Here is a 19,164-nt window from a genome sequence, read left to right as displayed (position 1 = left end):
GCGCGGAGGCAACCGAAACCCGGCAGAACACCAACCTGAGAAAAGCCAAAGTAATTTTTGGTCATCATTTTTTAAGGAGGATAAAATCAAATGGCTAGAAAGATGAAAACCATGGATGGTAACCAGGCTGCAGCACATGCGTCTTATGCGTATACCGACGTAGCAGCTATTTACCCAATTACCCCTTCATCCGTTATGGCGGAGCATACCGATGAGTGGGCAACCCAGGGAAGAAAGAACATTTTCGGACAGGAAGTTCAGGTAACTGAGATGCAGTCTGAGGCAGGAGCAGCAGGTGCAGTACACGGATCACTGGCAGCCGGAGCTCTTACCACAACCTACACCGCATCCCAGGGACTTCTTCTGATGATCCCGAACCTTTATAAAATTGCCGGCGAGCAGCTCCCGGGCGTATTCAACGTATCCGCTCGTGCCCTTGCAAGCCACGCACTTTCCATCTTCGGAGATCATTCAGACGTTTACGCCTGTCGTCAGACCGGAGTCGCAATGCTCTGCGAATCCAGCGTACAGGAGGTTATGGACCTGACACCGGTTGCACACTGTGCAGCACTGAAAGGCAAAGTTCCATTTATCAACTTCTTCGACGGATTCCGTACCTCCCACGAGATTCAGAAAATCGAGACATGGGATTACGAAGATCTGAAAGACATGGTAGATATGGATGCAGTAGATGCATTCCGTAAACATGCCCTGAACCCGAACCATCCGTGCCAGAGAGGATCCGCACAGAACCCGGATATCTTCTTCCAGGCAAGAGAAGCATGTAACCCGTACTACGATGCTCTTCCGGCAATCGTACAGGAGTACATGGACAAAGTAAACGAGAAAATCGGAACCGATTACAAACTGTTCAACTATTATGGAGCAGCAGACGCTGAGCACGTAATCATCGCTATGGGTTCTGTCTGCGATACCATCGAGGAGACCATCGATTACCTCGTAGCAGCAGGCAAGAAAGTCGGCGTTGTAAAGGTACGTCTGTACCGTCCGTTCTCCGCAGAAGCACTCATCAATGCAATTCCGGAGACTGTAAAACAGATTTCCGTTCTGGACAGAACAAAAGAGCCGGGATCTCTTGGCGAGCCTCTGTACCTGGACGTAGTAGCAGCATTAAAAGGCAGCAGATTCGAGAGCACACCGGTCTTCACAGGTCGTTACGGACTTGGTTCCAAGGACACCACACCGGCTCAGATCGTTGCTGTATATGAAAATACAGAGAAACAGAGATTTACCATTGGTATCGTAGACGATGTTACCAATCTGTCTCTGCCGGTTGGCGCTCCTCTGGTAACAACTCCGGAAGGAACCATCAACTGCAAATTCTGGGGACTTGGCGCAGACGGTACCGTAGGTGCAAACAAGAACTCCATCAAGATCATCGGTGACAACACAGACATGTACGCTCAGGCTTACTTCGATTATGACTCCAAGAAGTCCGGCGGTGTAACGATGTCTCACCTGCGTTTCGGAAAGAAACCGATCAAATCCACCTACCTGATCCACAAAGCAAACTTTGTTGCATGTCATAATCCTTCCTATGTGAACAAATATCACATGGTAGAGGAGCTGGTAGACGGAGGAACCTTCCTTCTGAACTGTCCATGGGATGAAGCAGGACTGGAAGAGCATCTGCCAGGTCAGGTAAAAGCATTCATCGCAAACCATAACATCAAATTCTATGTGATCGACGGCGTTAAGATCGGTATCGAGACCGGCATGGGACCGACCCGTATCAACACCATTCTTCAGTCTGCATTCTTCAAGCTTGCGAAGATCATTCCGGAAGAAAAAGCCATCGAACTCATGAAAGCAGCAGCAAAAGCTACCTATGGCCGTAAAGGTGATGATGTCGTAGCAAAGAACTGGGCAGCAATCGATGAGGGTGCAAAACAGATCAAAGAAGTTGCAGTTCCGGAAAGCTGGAAAAATGCAGCAGACGAAGGTCTGACCACAACTCATGCAGAGAGCGGCCGCGCTGACGCTGTTAAATTCGTAAATACCATCCAGGCAAAAGTAACTTCCCAGGAAGGAAACAACCTGCCTGTATCCGCATTTGCAGACTACGTAGACGGAACAACTCCGTCCGGCACATCCGCATACGAGAAACGTGGTATCGCCGTAAACGTACCTGTATGGAATCCGGAAAACTGTATCCAGTGTAACAGATGTTCCTTCGTCTGCCCGCACGCTGTTATCCGTCCGGTTGCCATGACCGCAGAAGAAGCAGCAGCAGCTCCGGAAGGCATCCAGACCATGCCGATGACCGGTATGCCGGACTACACCTTCACAATGGCTATTTCCCAGCTTGACTGTACCGGATGTGGTTCCTGTGCAAACGTATGCCCGGGCAAGAAGGGTGTGAAAGCACTGGCTATGGAAAGCCTTGCAGCACACGAAGCAGAGCAGAAATACTTCGATTATGCAGCAGCTCTTCCAGAGAAGACAGACGTTGTAGCAAAATTCAAAGAAAATACCGTAAAGGGCAGCCAGTTCAAGAAACCGCTGCTTGAGTTCTCCGGCGCATGCGCAGGCTGCGGCGAGACTCCTTACGCAAAACTGATCACCCAGCTGTTTGGTGACAGAATGTACATCGCAAACGCAACAGGATGCTCTTCTATCTGGGGCAACTCCTCACCGTCCACTCCTTACACCGTAAACGAGAAAGGACAGGGCCCGGCATGGTCCAACTCCCTGTTCGAGGACAACGCAGAGTTCGGTTATGGTATGCTTCTTGCTCAGAAAGCAATCCGCGGCGGCCTGAAAGCCAAAGTTGAAGCTGTTATGAACTCTGAGAAAGCTCCGGAAGAAGTAAAAGCAGCATGCAAAGAGTATCTGGATACCTTTGACTGCGGCGCAACCAACGGAACCGCAACCGATAAACTCGTAGAAGCAATCAAAGATGCTGACTGCGATACCTGCAGAGAAATCGTGAAGAACAAAGACTTCCTCGCTAAGAAATCCCAGTGGATCTTCGGTGGTGACGGATGGGCTTACGATATCGGATTCGGCGGCGTAGACCACGTACTTGCCAGCGGAAAAGATATCAACGTAATGGTATTCGATACCGAGGTTTACTCCAACACAGGCGGACAGTCCTCCAAAGCTACTCCGACCGGTGCAGTTGCACAGTTCGCAGCAGGCGGTAAAGAAACCAAGAAGAAAGATATGGCAAGCATCGCAATGAGCTATGGCTATGTATACGTAGCACAGATCGCTATGGGCGCTGATTACAATCAGGCAGTCAAAGCAATCGCAGAGGCAGAGGCATATCCGGGACCGTCCCTCATTATCGCTTACGCTCCGTGTATCAACCATGGTATCAAGAAAGGTATGAGCAAAGCACAGACCGAGGAGCAGCTCGCTGTTCAGACCGGATACTGGCATTGCTTCCGCTTCAACCCGGCACTCGCTGCAGAAGGCAAGAGCGCATTCACACTGGATTCCAAGGCTCCGTCAGGAGATTATCAGGAATTCCTGAACGGCGAGGTACGTTACAACTCTCTGAAACGTGCAAACCCGGCGAAAGCAGAAAGACTGTTCGGCAAGAACGAGCAGGAAGCAAAAGACCGTTACACTTACCTGAACAAACTCGTAAAACTGTACGGCGCAGAAGAAGAGTAATTCTTTTTCCTTAAAAAGAATTTGAAAAAGGAGAGAAGTCATACTTGAGAGAGTATGGCTTCTTTCTTTTTGGGAGAAAAAATGAATTAGCGACATTTGGCAATAGTTTTGTATCGTTTGTCAACATTTTTATCCCGGAAAATGTTGACAAACGATACATTTTTGCGCAAGAAGGCTTTGAGATATGGTATAATGTGCGTATCACGATATAATGAGCGTTAGCGAGAGGAATTTTATTATGTTGAAAATATATCTTGGAGAAATGAAAGGTGCAATCTATCATCCGCCAACCTATTTTGATAATTGTTATGAAGATGAATGGCTGACCACGCCACTGGCAAAAGAAATGATCCGCGATGTGGATCGCTCGGAGGTAATCAGTGCGCATCTGATTGACAGCCCGGTGCTTGGTCCGATTCCACCGAAAGATTTATCCGGAGGAATCAAAACGTTGCTGCTGATGGCATACGATACAGACGGAAAGATCTTTAATGCCTCCGTATGTGGAGATAATTGTGCAAAATGGATTTTAAAATTAGGAGAGCAAAAGGATCTGACGATTAATCTGCGTCATGTGATGCGGTTTGGCAAAGATCCTTTTGAAATCCTGATTTTAAATACAGGGACTATTGTGCGGAATATGTCCGAATTTGTAGATGTTGCCGAGGCTTATGTATAGGTGGATGTATGAAGGGAAAGAAAAGAGTTATTATTCAAAATAACAGAGTTCATTATGAATTTGTGATAAAGCGTAATATTACAATCATCCAGGGGGATAGTGCATCAGGAAAAACAACACTGGTAAATATGATCCGGCAGGCAGAAAATTTAGGGGAGTCCAGCGGAATCAACGTTTCCTGTGAAGTACCGTGCAGAGTGCTGGAAGGTGTTAATTGGAAAATTATTTTGGAAAACAGCCGGGAAAGCATCTTTTTCATAGACGAGGAGAATTATTTTATAAAAACAGAAGAATTTGCTTCTGCCATACGGGGTTCAGAAAACTATTTTGTATTGATTACGAGAGAAAACTTATATAATTTGCCGTATAGTGTAGAAGAGATTTATGGATTGCATGTTTCCGGAAAATACAGAGATACCAGAAAAATATATCAGAAAATGTATCAGATCTATCCCAAAACAGCACGGCTTCCTGTTAGAGTACAAAAAATAATTACGGAAGATTCCAATTCTGGGTATCAATTTTTTGAAAATGTATGTGCAGAAAGGAATATTACATGTGAAAGCGCTGGTGGAAAAACAAAAATACCGGAAATGATCGGCAAGGCAGGAACAGAAGAAACCTGTATTATTGCGGACGGTGCTGCAATTGGAGCAGAAATGAATCTTCTCAGCAATAAAATAGAGGAAAAACAGAACGTACATTTATATTTACCGGAGTCTTTTGAATGGCTGATTTTAAATTCAGATCTTTTACAGGACAAAGAGGTTCGTAAAATTCTGGAAAATCCAGAAGATTATATCGACAGCACAGAGTTTTTTAGCTGGGAACAATATTTTACAAAATTGCTGATTCAGAAAACAGAAGGAACATATTTGCAGTATAAAAAAGCAAAATTAAATCCATCTTATTTGCAGGATAAAAATAAAAACAAAATACTGGAGAGTATACAAGGGATTCAGTGGAAAATAAAATCCTTAAAATAGCAAAAATAATGAAAGAATAGAGAGAAGAACATGAACTATACAATTTATGACTATCTCGGCCTGTTTTTCTTTTACGCCTTCCTTGGATGGCTTCTGGAAACTTCTGTGGCCGCGATCCGGAAAAAACATATGGTAAACAGAGGATTCTTAAATGGTCCGCTCTGCGCCATCTATGGAATCACAGCTGTCTTTATGACACGTTATCTGTATGAACTGCAGTCAAGCCCCGTCTTTTTGTTCCTTGGCTGTATGATTATCGCTACCGCAGCCGAGTGGCTGGCCGGTCACGCGCTGGAACGCATTGGCCATGGCAAATGGTGGGACTATTCCAATAAAAAATGGAACATGGACGGCTATATCTGCCTCCAGTATTCTGTACTCTGGGGAATTTTAGGACTGCTTGCCATGAAAATCGGCAATCGCCTCTGCTTTACAGTTCTTCATTTAATTCCGGCCGGTTTCCTGCATATCACATCCTGGATTCTCTTTGGTATATTGGTAGTAGATGCCGTCGGTTCCTATGCTGTTCTGCACCACATCACGAAAAAAATGCCGCGGATCAGCGCTATGAACGATCAGATCGACGCCTTCACCAGACGCCTTTCTGTCCGTGTTTACCGCTATCTGGAGCGTCGTGTGGAACGTGCCTATCCGGCCGTACAGCCAGTTCCGGAGAAAAAAGAGAAAACAGAAACCGGCGTATTTGCCGAAGGATGCAGCTTTTACAAAATCGTTCTTCTCTTCATCATCGGCGCATTTTTGGGCGATATTACAGAAACCATATTCTGCCGCATCACCGCCGGTGTCTGGATGAGCCGCAGCAGCCTTGTCTGGGGCCCGTTCAGCATCGTCTGGGGCCTGGCCATCGCCCTCGCTACCTGGTTCCTCTACAACTACCGCGACCGCTCCGATGGATTCCTGTTTGCCTTTGGTACCTTCCTCGGCGGAGCCTACGAATACATCTGCAGTGTGTTCACCGAAATCGTATTCGGAAAAGTCTTCTGGGACTACAGCGACATTCCCTTCAACCTCGGAGGCCGTATCAACCTCCTGTACTGTTTCTTCTGGGGAATAGCCGCCGTCGTCTGGCTCAAAAAATTCTATCCTGTCATTTCGCGCTGGATTGAAAAAATCCCGATGAAATTCGGAGAAATCATCACTTGGATCCTGATCGTGTTCATGGTGGCCAACATGCTCGTATCTACCCTTGCTCTCGCCCGATACGACGAACGCGCCCACCAAAAGCCCGCAGCTAATGCCATCGAGCAGACCATAGATGCCCATTTCCCGGACGCCCGAATGGAAAAAATCTACCCCAATGCCAAAGCGATTAACTAGAATGTGTTAAAAAACATTTCCGTAGTCTGCACGCCCCAATTACAGACTACAAAAAGCCCTCTCCCGCCGTCATGCAAAGTCAGGCCCCGTTTCGACAGCTTTGGTCTGCGCGGTCCGTCACCCCAAAAGAAAACCTTTGGCAACCCACCAAAAGTATGATATAATGTCACATAGATATTTTAGGGATACCATATCCTCTAAGAGCGAAGAAAGGACTCAACCACAAATGACAGTAGACAACAGCTTCACAATGAAGAAATTTCAAAGCATGGAAATCATCTATGTCACATTTTCCCAGATCACGAAACTCCCATACGTAGAGTGCGATCCGGAAACCTTTGACGATCAGGTATATATGTTTACCGAAGAAGAAGCAGCTAAAGAATTTGCAAAATCCTATGTAGAGAAGAATACCCCGCTGCTTACCGTAAAAGTACTGCGCAAGCAGATGCCGAACTTCTATATGGGCCTCTACGCAGAAGGTGTCAACATGGTCATCTTCCACGAAGGCGATCAGACCCGCCGCATCGAGCTGGAGCAGATCTTCCCGAAACCGGACATGGAAAAAATGAACAAACAGCATCTTCCAGTCCTCAACCCTGGCGTACAGCTCACTGTAGTCTATTTCCTGCAGGAGCTCCGCAAACCAAACCAGAGAAGAGACGATGCCGAGCGCATGCAGCACCTGCGTGAACTCGAAGAAGAAATGCTTGTCAACCTGATGCGAAGCAAATTCATCCTTGCCATCGACATCTCCCAGGTACAGGGCGAATTCGATCCGGCCAACCCGGGACCGGATGTGCGCATCCCGTACATCAAAAACCAGAACGAAGAAATCTTCCAGCCATTGTTCTCCGATATCGGTGAATTCCAGAAATTCCGTCCGGATCCGCAGGCAAAACTCCGGCTGGCAGCCATCCCGTTCCAGCACCTTCTGCCGTACCTGATGAAACAGGCCAAAGGCTTCGTCATCAACCCGTCCGGCTTCAACCTTCTGTTGACCAGAGAACAGCTCCAGAGAATCATGGGAGCCCAGGCGCAGAGCGTCCGCCCGAATCTCGAGGCGATGATGGCACAGGCTGCCGCAGCTCAGGCGCAGAGAAATGCGCAGAACAATGCTGCAAATGACGAAGTAAAAGATCATGTGGATGAGGCGGAAACTACCGACGCAGAAACAGACCACGAAGAATAAAAACCGACAGGGCCGCAGAAAATCCCAGTAAACGGGCACTGCGGTCCGTTTTTGACTGCATAAAACCGGAAATAACCGAGAAAAACAACAAGAAAGGACACTTTTAACATGAACGCAGAACATTGCAAAGCCTACACCCTGCTGCAGGAACAGCAGATTGATGATATCCACGCACATGGCTACCTCCTTCGCCACAACAAAAGCGGAGCCCGCGTGCTGCTTCTCGAGACGGAGGATGACAACAAAGTATTCAACATTGCCTTCCGTACCCCGCCGGCCGACAGCACCGGCGTAGCCCACATCCTCGAGCACAGCGTCCTCTGCGGCTCCCGCGAATTCCCGTTAAAGGATCCCTTCGTAGAACTCGTCAAAGGATCCCTGAACACCTTCTTAAATGCTATGACCTACCCGGATAAAACCATGTACCCGGTAGCCAGCACCAACGATGCCGACTTCCAGAACCTGATGCATGTCTACATGGACGCCGTATTCTACCCGAACATTTACAAACACGACGAAATCTTCCGGCAGGAAGGCTGGAGCTATCATCTGGAAAGCGAAGACGGCCCGCTGACCTACAACGGTGTTGTATACAACGAGATGAAAGGAGCCTTCTCCTCCGCAGACGATGTCCTGGAGCGTGAAACCTTCAACACCCTGTTCCCGGACACTCCGTACGGCGTAGAATCCGGCGGAGATCCGTCCTGCATCCCGAACCTGACCTACGAAAACTTCCTGAATTTCCATCAGACCTATTACCATCCGTCCAACAGCTATATCTACCTGTACGGAAACATGGATATGGAAGAAAAACTGGCATGGATGGATGAAAAATACCTGTCCCATTTTAATGCAAAAGAAGTAAAATCCGAAATTCCGTATCAGAAACCATTTGCAGAGACCCTCGACATTGTACACGAGTACCCGGTACTCGACGGCGATCCGCTTGAAAACAATGCGTACCTGTCCTACAACATGGTCATCGGCAGCGGTCTGGATGTAAAATTAAACGTGGCATTTTCTGTTCTGGAGTATGCACTCCTTGACGCACCGGGAGCCCCGGTCAAACAGGCACTCCTTGACGCACACATCGGAAAAGATGTTTACGGCTCCTACGAGGACGGCATCCTGCAGCCATTCTTCTCCATCGTAGCCAAGAACGCCGATGAAAATGAGAAAGAAAAATTCCTGTCCATCATCCGCGGCACCCTCGAGGATATCGTGAAAAACGGCATGGATCAGAAAGCCATCGAGGCAGGCATCAACTATTTCGAATTCCGTTTCCGTGAGGCGGACTTCTCCAGCTTCCCGAAGGGCCTGATGTACGGCATTGACGTCTTCGACAGCTGGCTGTACGACGAGAACAAACCGTTCGCCTACCTGCAGCAGCTTGCAATCTACGATGAGCTGAAAAAACTGGCAAAAGAAGGCTATTTCGAAAACTTGATCCAGACGTATCTGCTGGACAACACCCATGCCTCCATCGTGACCCTCATTCCAAAGACCGGTCTTGCCGCAGAAAATGATGCAAAGACCGCAGAAAAACTGCAGAAATACAAAGAGAGCCTGTCAAAAGAAGAGATCGAGAAAATCATTGCTGACACCAAAGAGCTGGCAGCATATCAGGAAGAAGAGGAGAGCGAGGAAGCACTCGAGACGATTCCGCTCCTGAAACGAAGCGATATCAAACGTGAGTCTGTCAAACTTTACAATGACGAGCATGAAGTCGATGGAACGACGGTTCTTCATCACAACGTATTCACGAACGGCATCGGTTACTTAAGCTTGCTGTTTGATACGAAAAATGTGCCGAACGATCTGATCCCGTACATGGGCGTATTAAAATCCGTTCTCGGCTATGTGGACACCGAACACTACACCTACGGCGAGCTGTTCAACGAGATCAATGCACAGACCGGCGGCATCAACTGCGGACTGCAGGTATTCCGCATTCCGGAAAATGATGACGACTGCCGCAGAATGTTTGGCATCCGCGCGAAATTCCTGTACGACAAACTGGATTTCGTCATGAAAATGATCGAGGAAATCCTGAACACCTCCCGCCTGGATGATGAGAAACGTATTCACGAGATCATCGCCAGCATGAAATCCGGCCTGCAGAACCGCCTGTCTTCCGCCGGAAATGCAACGGCTGTGATGCGTGCAGCTTCCTATTACTCCCCGATGAGCAATTTCCAGGACCGCATCGCAGGCATCGGCTTCTACCAGCTCTTAAAAGATCTGGACGAGAACTTCGATGAGAAAAAAGCAGAACTGATTAAAAATCTGCAGACCCTGATGAAATACATCTTCCGCAAAGAGAATCTGACCGTCTCCTATACCGCAGACGAGACAGGCTACGCACCGCTGGAAGAAAAAATCGCAGCATTCAAAGAGAATCTGTACACCGACGAAGTGGAGCCGGGCAGCATTGTGTATGACTTTGAACAGAAAAACGAAGCCTTCCAGACCTCCGGCCAGGTACAGTACGTGGCACTCTGTGGAAACTTCGAGCGCGAAGGCTACGACTACACAGGAGCCCTGCGCATCCTGCGTGTCATGCTGAGCTATGACTATCTGTGGATCAACATCCGTGTCAAAGGCGGCGCTTACGGCTGCGGCGGAGCTTTCGGAAGAGGCGGAAACGCGTGCATTTCTTCCTACCGTGATCCGAATGTCGGAAGAACCCTTGAAGTATACCGCGGTATCGGCGATTACGTGCGCAATTTCGAAGCAGACGAACGCCAGATGACCAAATACATCATCGGAACGATCAGCGAACTCGACGTTCCGATGAACCCGTCTGCAAAAGGCCAGACCTCCGAGAGCGCATGGTTCAACGGCATCACCGAAGCAGACTTCCAGCAGGAGAGAGATCAGATCCTCGATGCAACCCTGGACGACATTCATGCACTGGCAGACCTTGTAGATGCAGCCTTAAAACAGAACAACATCTGCGTTGTCGGAAGCGAAGCAGCCATTCAGAAAGAGAAAGAACTGTTTAAGAACGTAGAGAACTTATAAATGAGGAGAAGAGACAGCAATGGAAAACAATGCAAATTATAAATCCGGCTTTGTAGCCCTGATTGGCCGTCCGAACGTGGGAAAATCCACGCTGATGAACCACCTGATCGGACAGAAGATTGCGATTACATCCAAGAAACCGCAGACCACCCGCAACCGCATCCAGACCGTTTATACGTGTGACGAGGGACAGATCGTGTTCCTCGACACACCGGGTATCCACAAGGCGAAAAATAAGCTCGGCGAGTACATGGTCGATGTAGCCGAGAAAACGTTAAAAGAAGTCGATGTGATTCTCTGGCTGGTAGAGCCGAGCAACTTCATCGGAGCAGGAGAGCGTCATATCGCAGAGATCCTGGAGAAAGTCAATGCGCCGGTCATCCTCATTATCAACAAGACCGATACCGTGGAGAAAGATAAAATCCTGGAATTCATCGATACGTACCGCAAGCTGTTCCAGTTTGCCGAGATCATTCCGTGCTCGGCACTCCGCCATCAGAACACCGATGATATCATTCCGAGCATCTTCAAATACCTGCCGTACGGCCCGCAGTTCTACGATGAGGACACCATCACCGATCAGCCGATGCGCCAGATCGTGGCTGAGATCATCCGCGAGAAAGCACTGTACGCCTTAAACGAAGAGATCCCGCATGGTATCGCCGTTGTGATCGACCAGATGAAAGACCGCCCGAACGGAAAAATCGTTGATATCGACGCGACCATCATCTGCGAGCGCGATTCCCACAAGGGCATCATCATCGGAAAACAGGGCGCGATGCTCAAGAAGATCGGAAGCAACGCGCGGTATGAGCTGGAGCAGATGCTGGAGCAGAAAGTCAACCTGAAGCTCTGGGTCAAAGTCAAAAAAGACTGGCGCGACAGCGATTTCCTCGTGAAGAACTTCGGATATGATAAAAAGAAACTCGATTTATAATATTGCATTATAATAAGGAAGAAACATGCGAGAACCAATCAATGTAAGCGGAATGGTATTATCCGCCTCCCCGGTCGGAGAGTATGACAAGCGCGTCGTGATCCTGACCCGGGAGCTCGGCAAAATCACCGCCTTCGCGCGCGGCGCCCGCCGCATGAAAAGCCCGCTGATGGCCGTCTCAAATCCGTTCGTCTTCGGCGAGTTTCAGGTTTACGAGGGCCGTGACAGCTACACCCTCTCCGGCGCAAACATTAAAGAATACTTCCTCGACCTGGCGCAGATGCAGCCCGGCGTTTATTACGGCTTTTATTTTCTGGAACTGGCCGAATATTTCGGCCAGGAAGGAAACGATGAAACCCAGATGCTGAACCTTCTGTACGTGACGATGAACGCCATCCGCCGCGGAAAACAGGACCTCCGCCTGATCCGGTGCATCTTCGAACTGCGGACGATCACAATCAGCGGAGAAGCACCGCAGATGTTCTCCTGCATGGAGTGCGGCACGAAAGAGAATCTGACCGTTTTCTCCCTGCGCGACAGCGCCATCTACTGCCCAAACTGTGGAAAAACCATCAGAGATCCATGGCCGCTGCAGCCGGGCACCGTGCTGGCATGCCGCTATATCATTGCGGCACCGCTCGCGAAGCTGTATGGTTTTACCGTAAATGAAGAGATCCTGGACGAACTGGAACGATTGCTGCGTGCATATCTCCATCGCTATGTCGAAAAGAAGATGAAAACATTACAGATTCTGGATGTGATGAAATAATATAAAATGTAATAATTTGCAAAAATGTGAAATAATTATGTCCAAAAGTGTGTCCACACCTTTACAAATAAGTAGAAATGGGATAGAATATTTGGAATAAAGAAAAAAATGGTTCTGTATTCGTCACAGAAGATATTGCAAATGCATAGTACCAGAAAAAATGAGAAGGTTTTAGTGAAAATGGTAATATAAAAGCTAGAAAAACTATGCGAAACAAGAGAATGTTACGAGTACGGCGAAAAAAATACGACAGGGGAGAAAGGTATGTACAAAAAATCATCCACAGGATGGCTGAAGCATCTGGATTTTATGGTTCTTGATATTATCTGTCTTCAGCTGGCTTTCGTCATGGGTTATTTCTTAAGACATCACAGTTTTAAGCCATATGGAAGCCCAATTTACCGAAATGAGGCTATCGTATTCGCTCTGATCCAGCTGATGATCATGTTTTTTGACGATTCCTTCAAAAACGTCATGAAGCGCGGATACCTCGTGGAAATCGGAATGACTGTAAAAAATATGGTATACATCATCGTTCTTGGTGTATTCTACCTGTTCCTGATTCAGGAGGGAGATCAGTTCTCCAGAGCAACCATTATGCTGACCGGTGCTCTGTACGGAATGCTTTCCTATCTGATGCGCATCGGATGGAAGGCTGTGGTAAAGAAACGCAGCAGCGGGGAACACAGCGGCCGTTCGCTTCTGATCATCACGACCGAAAAACAGTCACAGTCCGTTGTAAAGAGCATGCTGGATTTCGATTACATCGGCGTTCGTCCGACTGGCGTTGTTCTCGTAGACCAGGACAGAACCGGACACAAAATCCACGGCGTACCGGTGGTATCGAACCTTGCAGATGCAGCTGAGTATGTCTGCCGTGAGTGGTTCGACGAAGTGCTGATCGTTCTGCCGGAAGGCAGAGAAATCCCGCAGAAAGTATTCGACGCATTCGCCGAGATGGGCATTACGATCCACGTAAAAATTGCGGACGTGAACGAAATGCAGGGAAAAAATCAGACTGTAGAGCGCATGGGCAACTATACCGTGGTCACCACCTGCATCAATATGGCAAGCGCAGGACAGCTTGTGCTGAAACGAATCATGGACATCTGCGGCGGTCTTGCCGGATGTATTCTGACCGGAATCATCTTCCTGTTCGTTGCCCCTGCGATTTATATCAAGTCTCCGGGCCCGATCTTCTTCTCACAGTACCGTGTCGGAAAGAACGGAAGAAAATTCAAAATTTACAAGTTCCGTAGCATGTACATGGATGCGGAAGAGCGGAAAAAAGAACTGATGAAACAGAACCGCGTCAGCGATGGTCTGATGTTCAAAATGGAGAATGACCCGCGTGTCATCGGAAGCGAAAAAGGACCAGGCAAAGGAATCGGAAACTTTATCCGCAAAACCTCGCTGGATGAATTCCCGCAGTTCTTCAATGTGTTAAAAGGCGACATGAGCCTTGTAGGAACCCGTCCGCCGACAGTGGATGAGTGGGAGAAATATGAGCTCCATCACAGAGCAAGACTGGCAATCAAGCCGGGACTGACTGGTATGTGGCAGGTAAGCGGACGAAGCGAGATTACAGATTTTGAAGAGGTTGTAAAACTGGATACGAAGTACATTTCAGAATGGTCCTTTATGCTGGATATTAAGATTTTGTTTAAAACTGTACTGATTGTATTAGGCCAGAAAGGTTCTATGTAAAAAAAATGAAAAATGGAGATATATTGTAGTTTTGGGAGTAGTGTGGTAAAATAAAGGTAAATTTTAAGAAAAATTTATGAATGGAAGCGCAAAGAAGTCCTGATGACGGCGAAAAGGAAAAAGGCTTCCTTTGACAGGTGGTCCAAATAATGTTAATTATTTGGACCTTTTTATGTGAACTTCCTGAAATATTAACTCTCGTTTCGACATGTTCTTGCTTTAAGCCAGTTGTAGCATACTTTAAAAGGAATTTTATGAGAGTTAATTTTATAGGAAGTTCACATATATACTACCACAAAAGTAATTATCTTTCACTGACAACTATCCTAACACACAGGGGATTGAAAAAGTCATAAAGTTATGGTATAATCGAAAACAAAAGTTCATGAAAAATGAAAGAAGGAAGTATATGAACAACTCAAAACAAGATATATTGAACAACCTGATAAAAGAACCCTTCATCAATCAGCGTATCCTTGCCGCACAGACCGGCCATTCGCTTGGTATTGTTAATCGTTCGCTTAAGGAGCTGATTTCAGAAGGTTACCTGGATGAAGAGATCCGTCCGACAGAAAAGGCACTGCGTGAAGCAAAAGAAAAAGCGCCGAAAAACGCCATTATTCTTGCCGCTGGATTTGGTATGCGGATGGTTCCGATTAATACAGAGACACCGAAAGGACTTCTGGAAATCAAAGGAGAGCGGCTGATTGAGTGCACAATCCGTCAGCTTCATGAAGTCGGCATTACAGAGATTTACATCGTTGTCGGATTTATGAAAGAGCAGTATGAATATCTGATCGATGAATACGGCGTAGACCTGATCGTTGCTCCGGATTATACGTCGAAAAACAATCTGCATTCCCTGAAAACGGCGGCAGATCATTTATCAAACAGCTACATCATTCCCTGTGATATCTGGTGTGAAAAGAATCCATACAGCAGAAATGAATTATATTCCTGGTACATGGTCAGTGATATGGTAGATGATGACAGTACCGTTCGTGTAAACCGGAAGCAGGAGCTGGTTGTACAGAAAGAGCAGGCTGGCGGAAACGCCATGATTGGTATCTGTTATCTATTGGAAGCGGAAGCAGCGATCGTGCGGGAGCGTCTGGAAGAACTGGGAAGAGATTCCCGATACGACGGAGCGTTCTGGGAGGAAACCTTATACCGGAAAGACAGAATGATTGTGACCGCCCGTGTTGTACATGCAGCAGATGCCGTAGAAATTAATACTTATGAGCAGCTGCGTGAGATTGACAGCGATTCCAGCCAGCTGCAGACGGATGCCATTCAGGTGATCTGTGAAGCACTTGGAGCACAGCAGGACGAAGTAACAAACATTACAGTTCTGAAAAAAGGAATGACAAACCGATCATTTTTATTCTCATGTAAAGATAAAAAATACATTATGCGAATTCCGGGAGAGGGAACCGATCAGTTGATCAACCGCAGGCAGGAAGCCGCTGTATATCAGACGATCGCCGGCCGCAGGATCTGTGATGAGATTGCTTATATTAACCCGGAGAACGGCTACAAAATCACAGAATATCTCGAAGGTGCGCGGGTCTGCGATGCAGAAAAGGAAGAAGATCTTCAGAAATGCATGAAGAAACTGCGGGAGTTTCACGGGCAGAAATTAAGAGTAGACCATTCCTTCGACCTGTTCGGACAGATGGAATACTATGAAAGCCTCTGGGAAGGAACTCCGTCAGCATATAAAGATTACGAAAAGACGAAAGCGCATGTGCTTCAGTTAAAGGATTACATCGAAGCAAATGCCGGAGAGTGGGTGCTCACTCATATTGATGCCGTGCCGGACAATTTTCTGTTTGTGGAAGAAAACGGAAAAGAGGAGATCCGCCTGATCGACTGGGAATACGCCGGAATGCAGGATCCGCATGTGGATATCGCAATGTTCTGTATCTATTCTCTCTACAAAAAAGAGCAGGTGGATCATCTGATTGATCTTTATTTTGAAGGAAACTGTGACGACAGAACACGCATAAAAATCTACTGCTACATCGCAGTCTGCGGCCTGCTCTGGAGCAACTGGTGCGAGTATAAACGGAAATTAGGCGTAGAATTCGGAGAGTATTCCCTGCGGCAGTACCGTTACGCAAAAGATTATTACAAAATTGTCCAGCAGGAACTGGGAGAGGAAGGAAAAGAAATATGTACAAAGTAGAGCGCGCCATTATTATGGCGGCAGGCCTGGGAAACCGGATGAAGCCGGTAACGTTAAAAACGCCGAAGCCGCTGGTGCGGGTAAACGGTGTGCGGATGATCGATACCGTCATCGATGGACTGCACAAAAACGGAATCACAGAAATTTACGTGGTAGTCGGTTACCTCAAGGAACAGTTCCAGACACTGGAAGAGGAGTACCCGGGCCTGAAACTGATTGATAATCCATGGTACGATACTTGCAATAACATTGCATCGCTGTATGTGGCGCGGGAACATCTGGAAAATGCCATTATTCTCGACGGCGACCAGATCATCTATCACCCGGAAATTCTGTCTCCGGAGTTTGAGCGATCCGGTTACAACAGCGTGTGGACCGATGATGAGACCGACGAGTGGCTGCAGACTGTGGAAAACGGCATTGTAACAGGCTGCAGCAGAACCGGCGGAAAGGGCGGCTGGCAGCTCTACAGCATTTCCCGATGGACAGCAGAAGATGGAAAGCGGTTAAAAGGCCATCTGGAGCAGGAGTTTGAAGTAAAGAAAAACCGTCAGATTTACTGGGACGATGTGGCAATGTTCTGCTACCCGAAAGAGTATCAGCTTGGCATCCGGCCAATGAAGGCAGAGGATATCATAGAAGTAGACAATTTCAGCGAGCTTGTTGCACTCGATGCATCGTATGCGGATTACGCAGAAAGGGAAGAAAATGAACAGTAAGAACCAACAGAAGAAAAAAGAAATCGACTGGATGATCACGCTGGTGCCTCTGGCGCTGATCGTTGCTCTATGTATCGTATTTTTCTTTGCACCGGAGCAGTCGAATCAGGTACTTGGCCAGATTCGATTTCTGTTTGGAGACACCTTTGGAACGTATTACCTGGTCATCGGACTTGGCATTTTCTTTCTGTCTCTGTTTCTGGCAGGCTCCAAATACGGAAATATTGTGCTTGGAAAGCCGGATGAGAAGCCAAAATATTCCTTTTTTGCATGGGGATGCATGATGTTTACCTGTGGTCTGGCAGCAGATATTCTGTTTTATTCGTTCTCTGAGTGGATTTTGTACGCAACAGATCCTCACATCGCAGAACTTGGCAGCATTCAGGACTGGGCAGGCGTATTTCCACTGTTTCACTGGAGCTTTATCCCGTGGGGATTCTATCTGGTACTGGCTGTTGCGTTTGGCTTTATGCTTCATGTAAGAAAACGAAACCGTCAGAAATACAGCGAGGCGTGCCGTCCGATTCTGGGAAAACAGACAGATGGAATTGGCGGCCGTCTGATTGACCTTCTGGCTGTCTTTGCACTGCTGGCCGGAACTGCTACCACTTTTAGTGTGGCAACTCCGCTGATGGCGGAAATCATCGGCGAGCTGTTCCATATGGAAGTCAGCAGAACTGTGATTAATATTATCATTCTTCTGATCACCTGCTGTGTTTATACCTATTCTCTTCTGCATGGATTCAAAGGAATCAGCATTCTGGCCAAGGTGTGCATTTATCTGTTTTTCGGACTCCTTGCCTTCGTCCTGCTGTTTGGGGGAGAGACGCGGTATATTATTGAAACTGGATTTTCTTCTCTTGGAAAAATGATTCAGAACTTTATCAGCTTATCAACGTATACGGACCCGATGCGTACGACAAACTTCCCACAGAACTGGACCATTTATTACTGGGCATACTGGATGGTATGGTGTGTGGCAGCACCGTTCTTCATTGGCAGCATTTCCCGCGGAAGAACCGTGCGCCAGACAATTCTCGGCGGATACGGTTTTGGTGTGGGTTCCACGCTTGTCAGCTTTATTATTCTTGGAAATTATTCGATGGGAAAGCAGATTTCAGGTGCAATTGATTTCATTTCGCAGTATAATGAAAATGGGGATTTATATCATCTGATTGTGTCGATGATCAAAACCATGCCGTGTGCACCGCTGATTATGGTTGTTGTATTAGTTACGATGGTTGCATTTTATGCGACATCGTTCGACTCGATCGCATTGACGGCATCGTGCTACAGCTACCGGAAACTGGAAGACGGCGAAGAGCCGGCAAAAGGAATTCAGCTGATGTGGTGTATCCTGCTGATCCTGCTTCCGATTGCACTTCTTTTTGCAGAGAGTTCCATGAACAGTCTGCAGTCTGTCAGTATCGTAGCGGCATTTCCGATCGGCATTGTGATCGTGATGATTGCGGTCAGCTTCTTAAAAGATGCAAAACTGTATTTAGAAGAATTGCAGGGAGGAAAAGCGCATGGAGAGGAGAAAAAAGAGAATCGTTAAACTGACAGCATTTTTGTTTCTGCTTGCGGCATCCATTTTTGTGATGCCGCAAAAGGCGTTTGCGGACGAAAATGAGGATGTTACATTGCCGACGGGCGATATTAAACCCATGGAACCACAGCAGGATGAGTCCGGGATTGATACATACGGGGCCGATGAAGGCGATGAGTTCAGCGGAACGGAGTATGAATTGTATACGGTTCTGGAGAATCGTGTGAAAGAAGCGATGCTGGCTGGAAATGAATGGGTATCCATTAAAGATTTAAAAATAAGAAGGGATACCTATGACATTTGGGAATCGAAACACATAAAGCAGTGAGAATCCCCCATGGTTGAATGGAAGCGTTCAACCATGGGGGATTTTAATGGATGTTCCTCTTGCAGTCCCCCCCATTTTGTGTTAACATAAAACACGCAAATAACCA

General features: G+C 47.3%; 13 protein-coding genes. All 13 read left to right on the top strand.

Annotated features, from left to right (window positions below):
* The first annotated feature begins 90 nt into the window (after positions 1–90).
* The 13 genes from nifJ (at position 91) to DWX26_RS03970 (ending at position 19,058) form a co-directional block, all read left to right on the top strand.
* On the top strand, positions 91–3,642 hold the full coding sequence (gene nifJ, locus DWX26_RS04030; protein ID WP_118595046.1) for a pyruvate:ferredoxin (flavodoxin) oxidoreductase: 3,552 nt from the start codon (positions 91–93) through the stop codon (positions 3,640–3,642).
* Positions 3,643–3,880: 238 nt separating this feature from the next.
* The gene (locus DWX26_RS04025) at positions 3,881–4,321 is read left to right on the top strand and encodes a DUF4869 domain-containing protein (protein WP_055227895.1); all 441 of its coding nucleotides are present in this window, start codon (positions 3,881–3,883) and stop codon (positions 4,319–4,321) included.
* Between the two features lie 8 nt (positions 4,322–4,329).
* The gene (locus DWX26_RS04020; RefSeq protein WP_055227896.1) at positions 4,330–5,307 is read left to right on the top strand and encodes a hypothetical protein; all 978 of its coding nucleotides are present in this window, start codon (positions 4,330–4,332) and stop codon (positions 5,305–5,307) included.
* Between the two features lie 30 nt (positions 5,308–5,337).
* Positions 5,338–6,645: a putative ABC transporter permease gene (locus DWX26_RS04015; RefSeq protein ID WP_118600914.1), complete on the top strand. Its 1,308-nt coding sequence runs from the start codon at positions 5,338–5,340 to the stop codon at positions 6,643–6,645.
* A gap of 226 nt (positions 6,646–6,871) precedes the next feature.
* On the top strand, positions 6,872–7,837 hold the full coding sequence (locus DWX26_RS04010; protein WP_158554973.1) for an SseB family protein: 966 nt from the start codon (positions 6,872–6,874) through the stop codon (positions 7,835–7,837).
* Positions 7,838–7,945: 108 nt separating this feature from the next.
* A complete protein-coding gene (locus DWX26_RS04005; protein WP_118600913.1) occupies positions 7,946–10,861 on the top strand; it encodes an insulinase family protein in 2,916 nt (971 codons plus the stop codon).
* Between the two features lie 19 nt (positions 10,862–10,880).
* Positions 10,881–11,798, top strand: coding sequence for a GTPase Era (gene era / locus DWX26_RS04000; protein ID WP_055227900.1), 918 nt, complete (start codon positions 10,881–10,883; stop codon positions 11,796–11,798).
* A 25-nt stretch (positions 11,799–11,823) separates the two neighbouring features.
* Positions 11,824–12,567, top strand: a complete 744-nt coding sequence (gene recO / locus DWX26_RS03995; RefSeq protein ID WP_118595043.1) for a DNA repair protein RecO — start codon at positions 11,824–11,826, stop codon at positions 12,565–12,567.
* A gap of 264 nt (positions 12,568–12,831) precedes the next feature.
* Positions 12,832–14,274, top strand: a complete 1,443-nt coding sequence (locus DWX26_RS03990; protein WP_117509402.1) for a sugar transferase — start codon at positions 12,832–12,834, stop codon at positions 14,272–14,274.
* A 409-nt stretch (positions 14,275–14,683) separates the two neighbouring features.
* Positions 14,684–16,462 (top strand): phosphotransferase, encoded by a 1,779-nt coding sequence (locus DWX26_RS03985; RefSeq protein ID WP_118600912.1) that lies wholly within the window; start codon positions 14,684–14,686, stop codon positions 16,460–16,462.
* On the top strand, positions 16,450–17,181 hold the full coding sequence (locus DWX26_RS03980) for an NTP transferase domain-containing protein (protein ID WP_055227904.1): 732 nt from the start codon (positions 16,450–16,452) through the stop codon (positions 17,179–17,181). Before DWX26_RS03985 ends, DWX26_RS03980 begins: the two co-directional genes overlap by 13 nt.
* A complete protein-coding gene (locus tag DWX26_RS03975; protein WP_055220419.1) occupies positions 17,171–18,739 on the top strand; it encodes a BCCT family transporter in 1,569 nt (522 codons plus the stop codon). Before DWX26_RS03980 ends, DWX26_RS03975 begins: the two co-directional genes overlap by 11 nt.
* Positions 18,711–19,058: a hypothetical protein gene (locus tag DWX26_RS03970; RefSeq protein WP_055227906.1), complete on the top strand. Its 348-nt coding sequence runs from the start codon at positions 18,711–18,713 to the stop codon at positions 19,056–19,058. The genes DWX26_RS03975 and DWX26_RS03970 overlap by 29 nt, the downstream gene beginning before the upstream one ends.
* Positions 19,059–19,164: the final 106 nt, after the last annotated feature.

Source organism: Blautia sp. AF19-1 (assembly GCF_003479155.1).
Taxonomy (GTDB): domain Bacteria; phylum Bacillota; class Clostridia; order Lachnospirales; family Lachnospiraceae; genus Fusicatenibacter; species Fusicatenibacter saccharivorans.
This window is presented reverse-complemented; position numbering and strand designations above follow the sequence as displayed.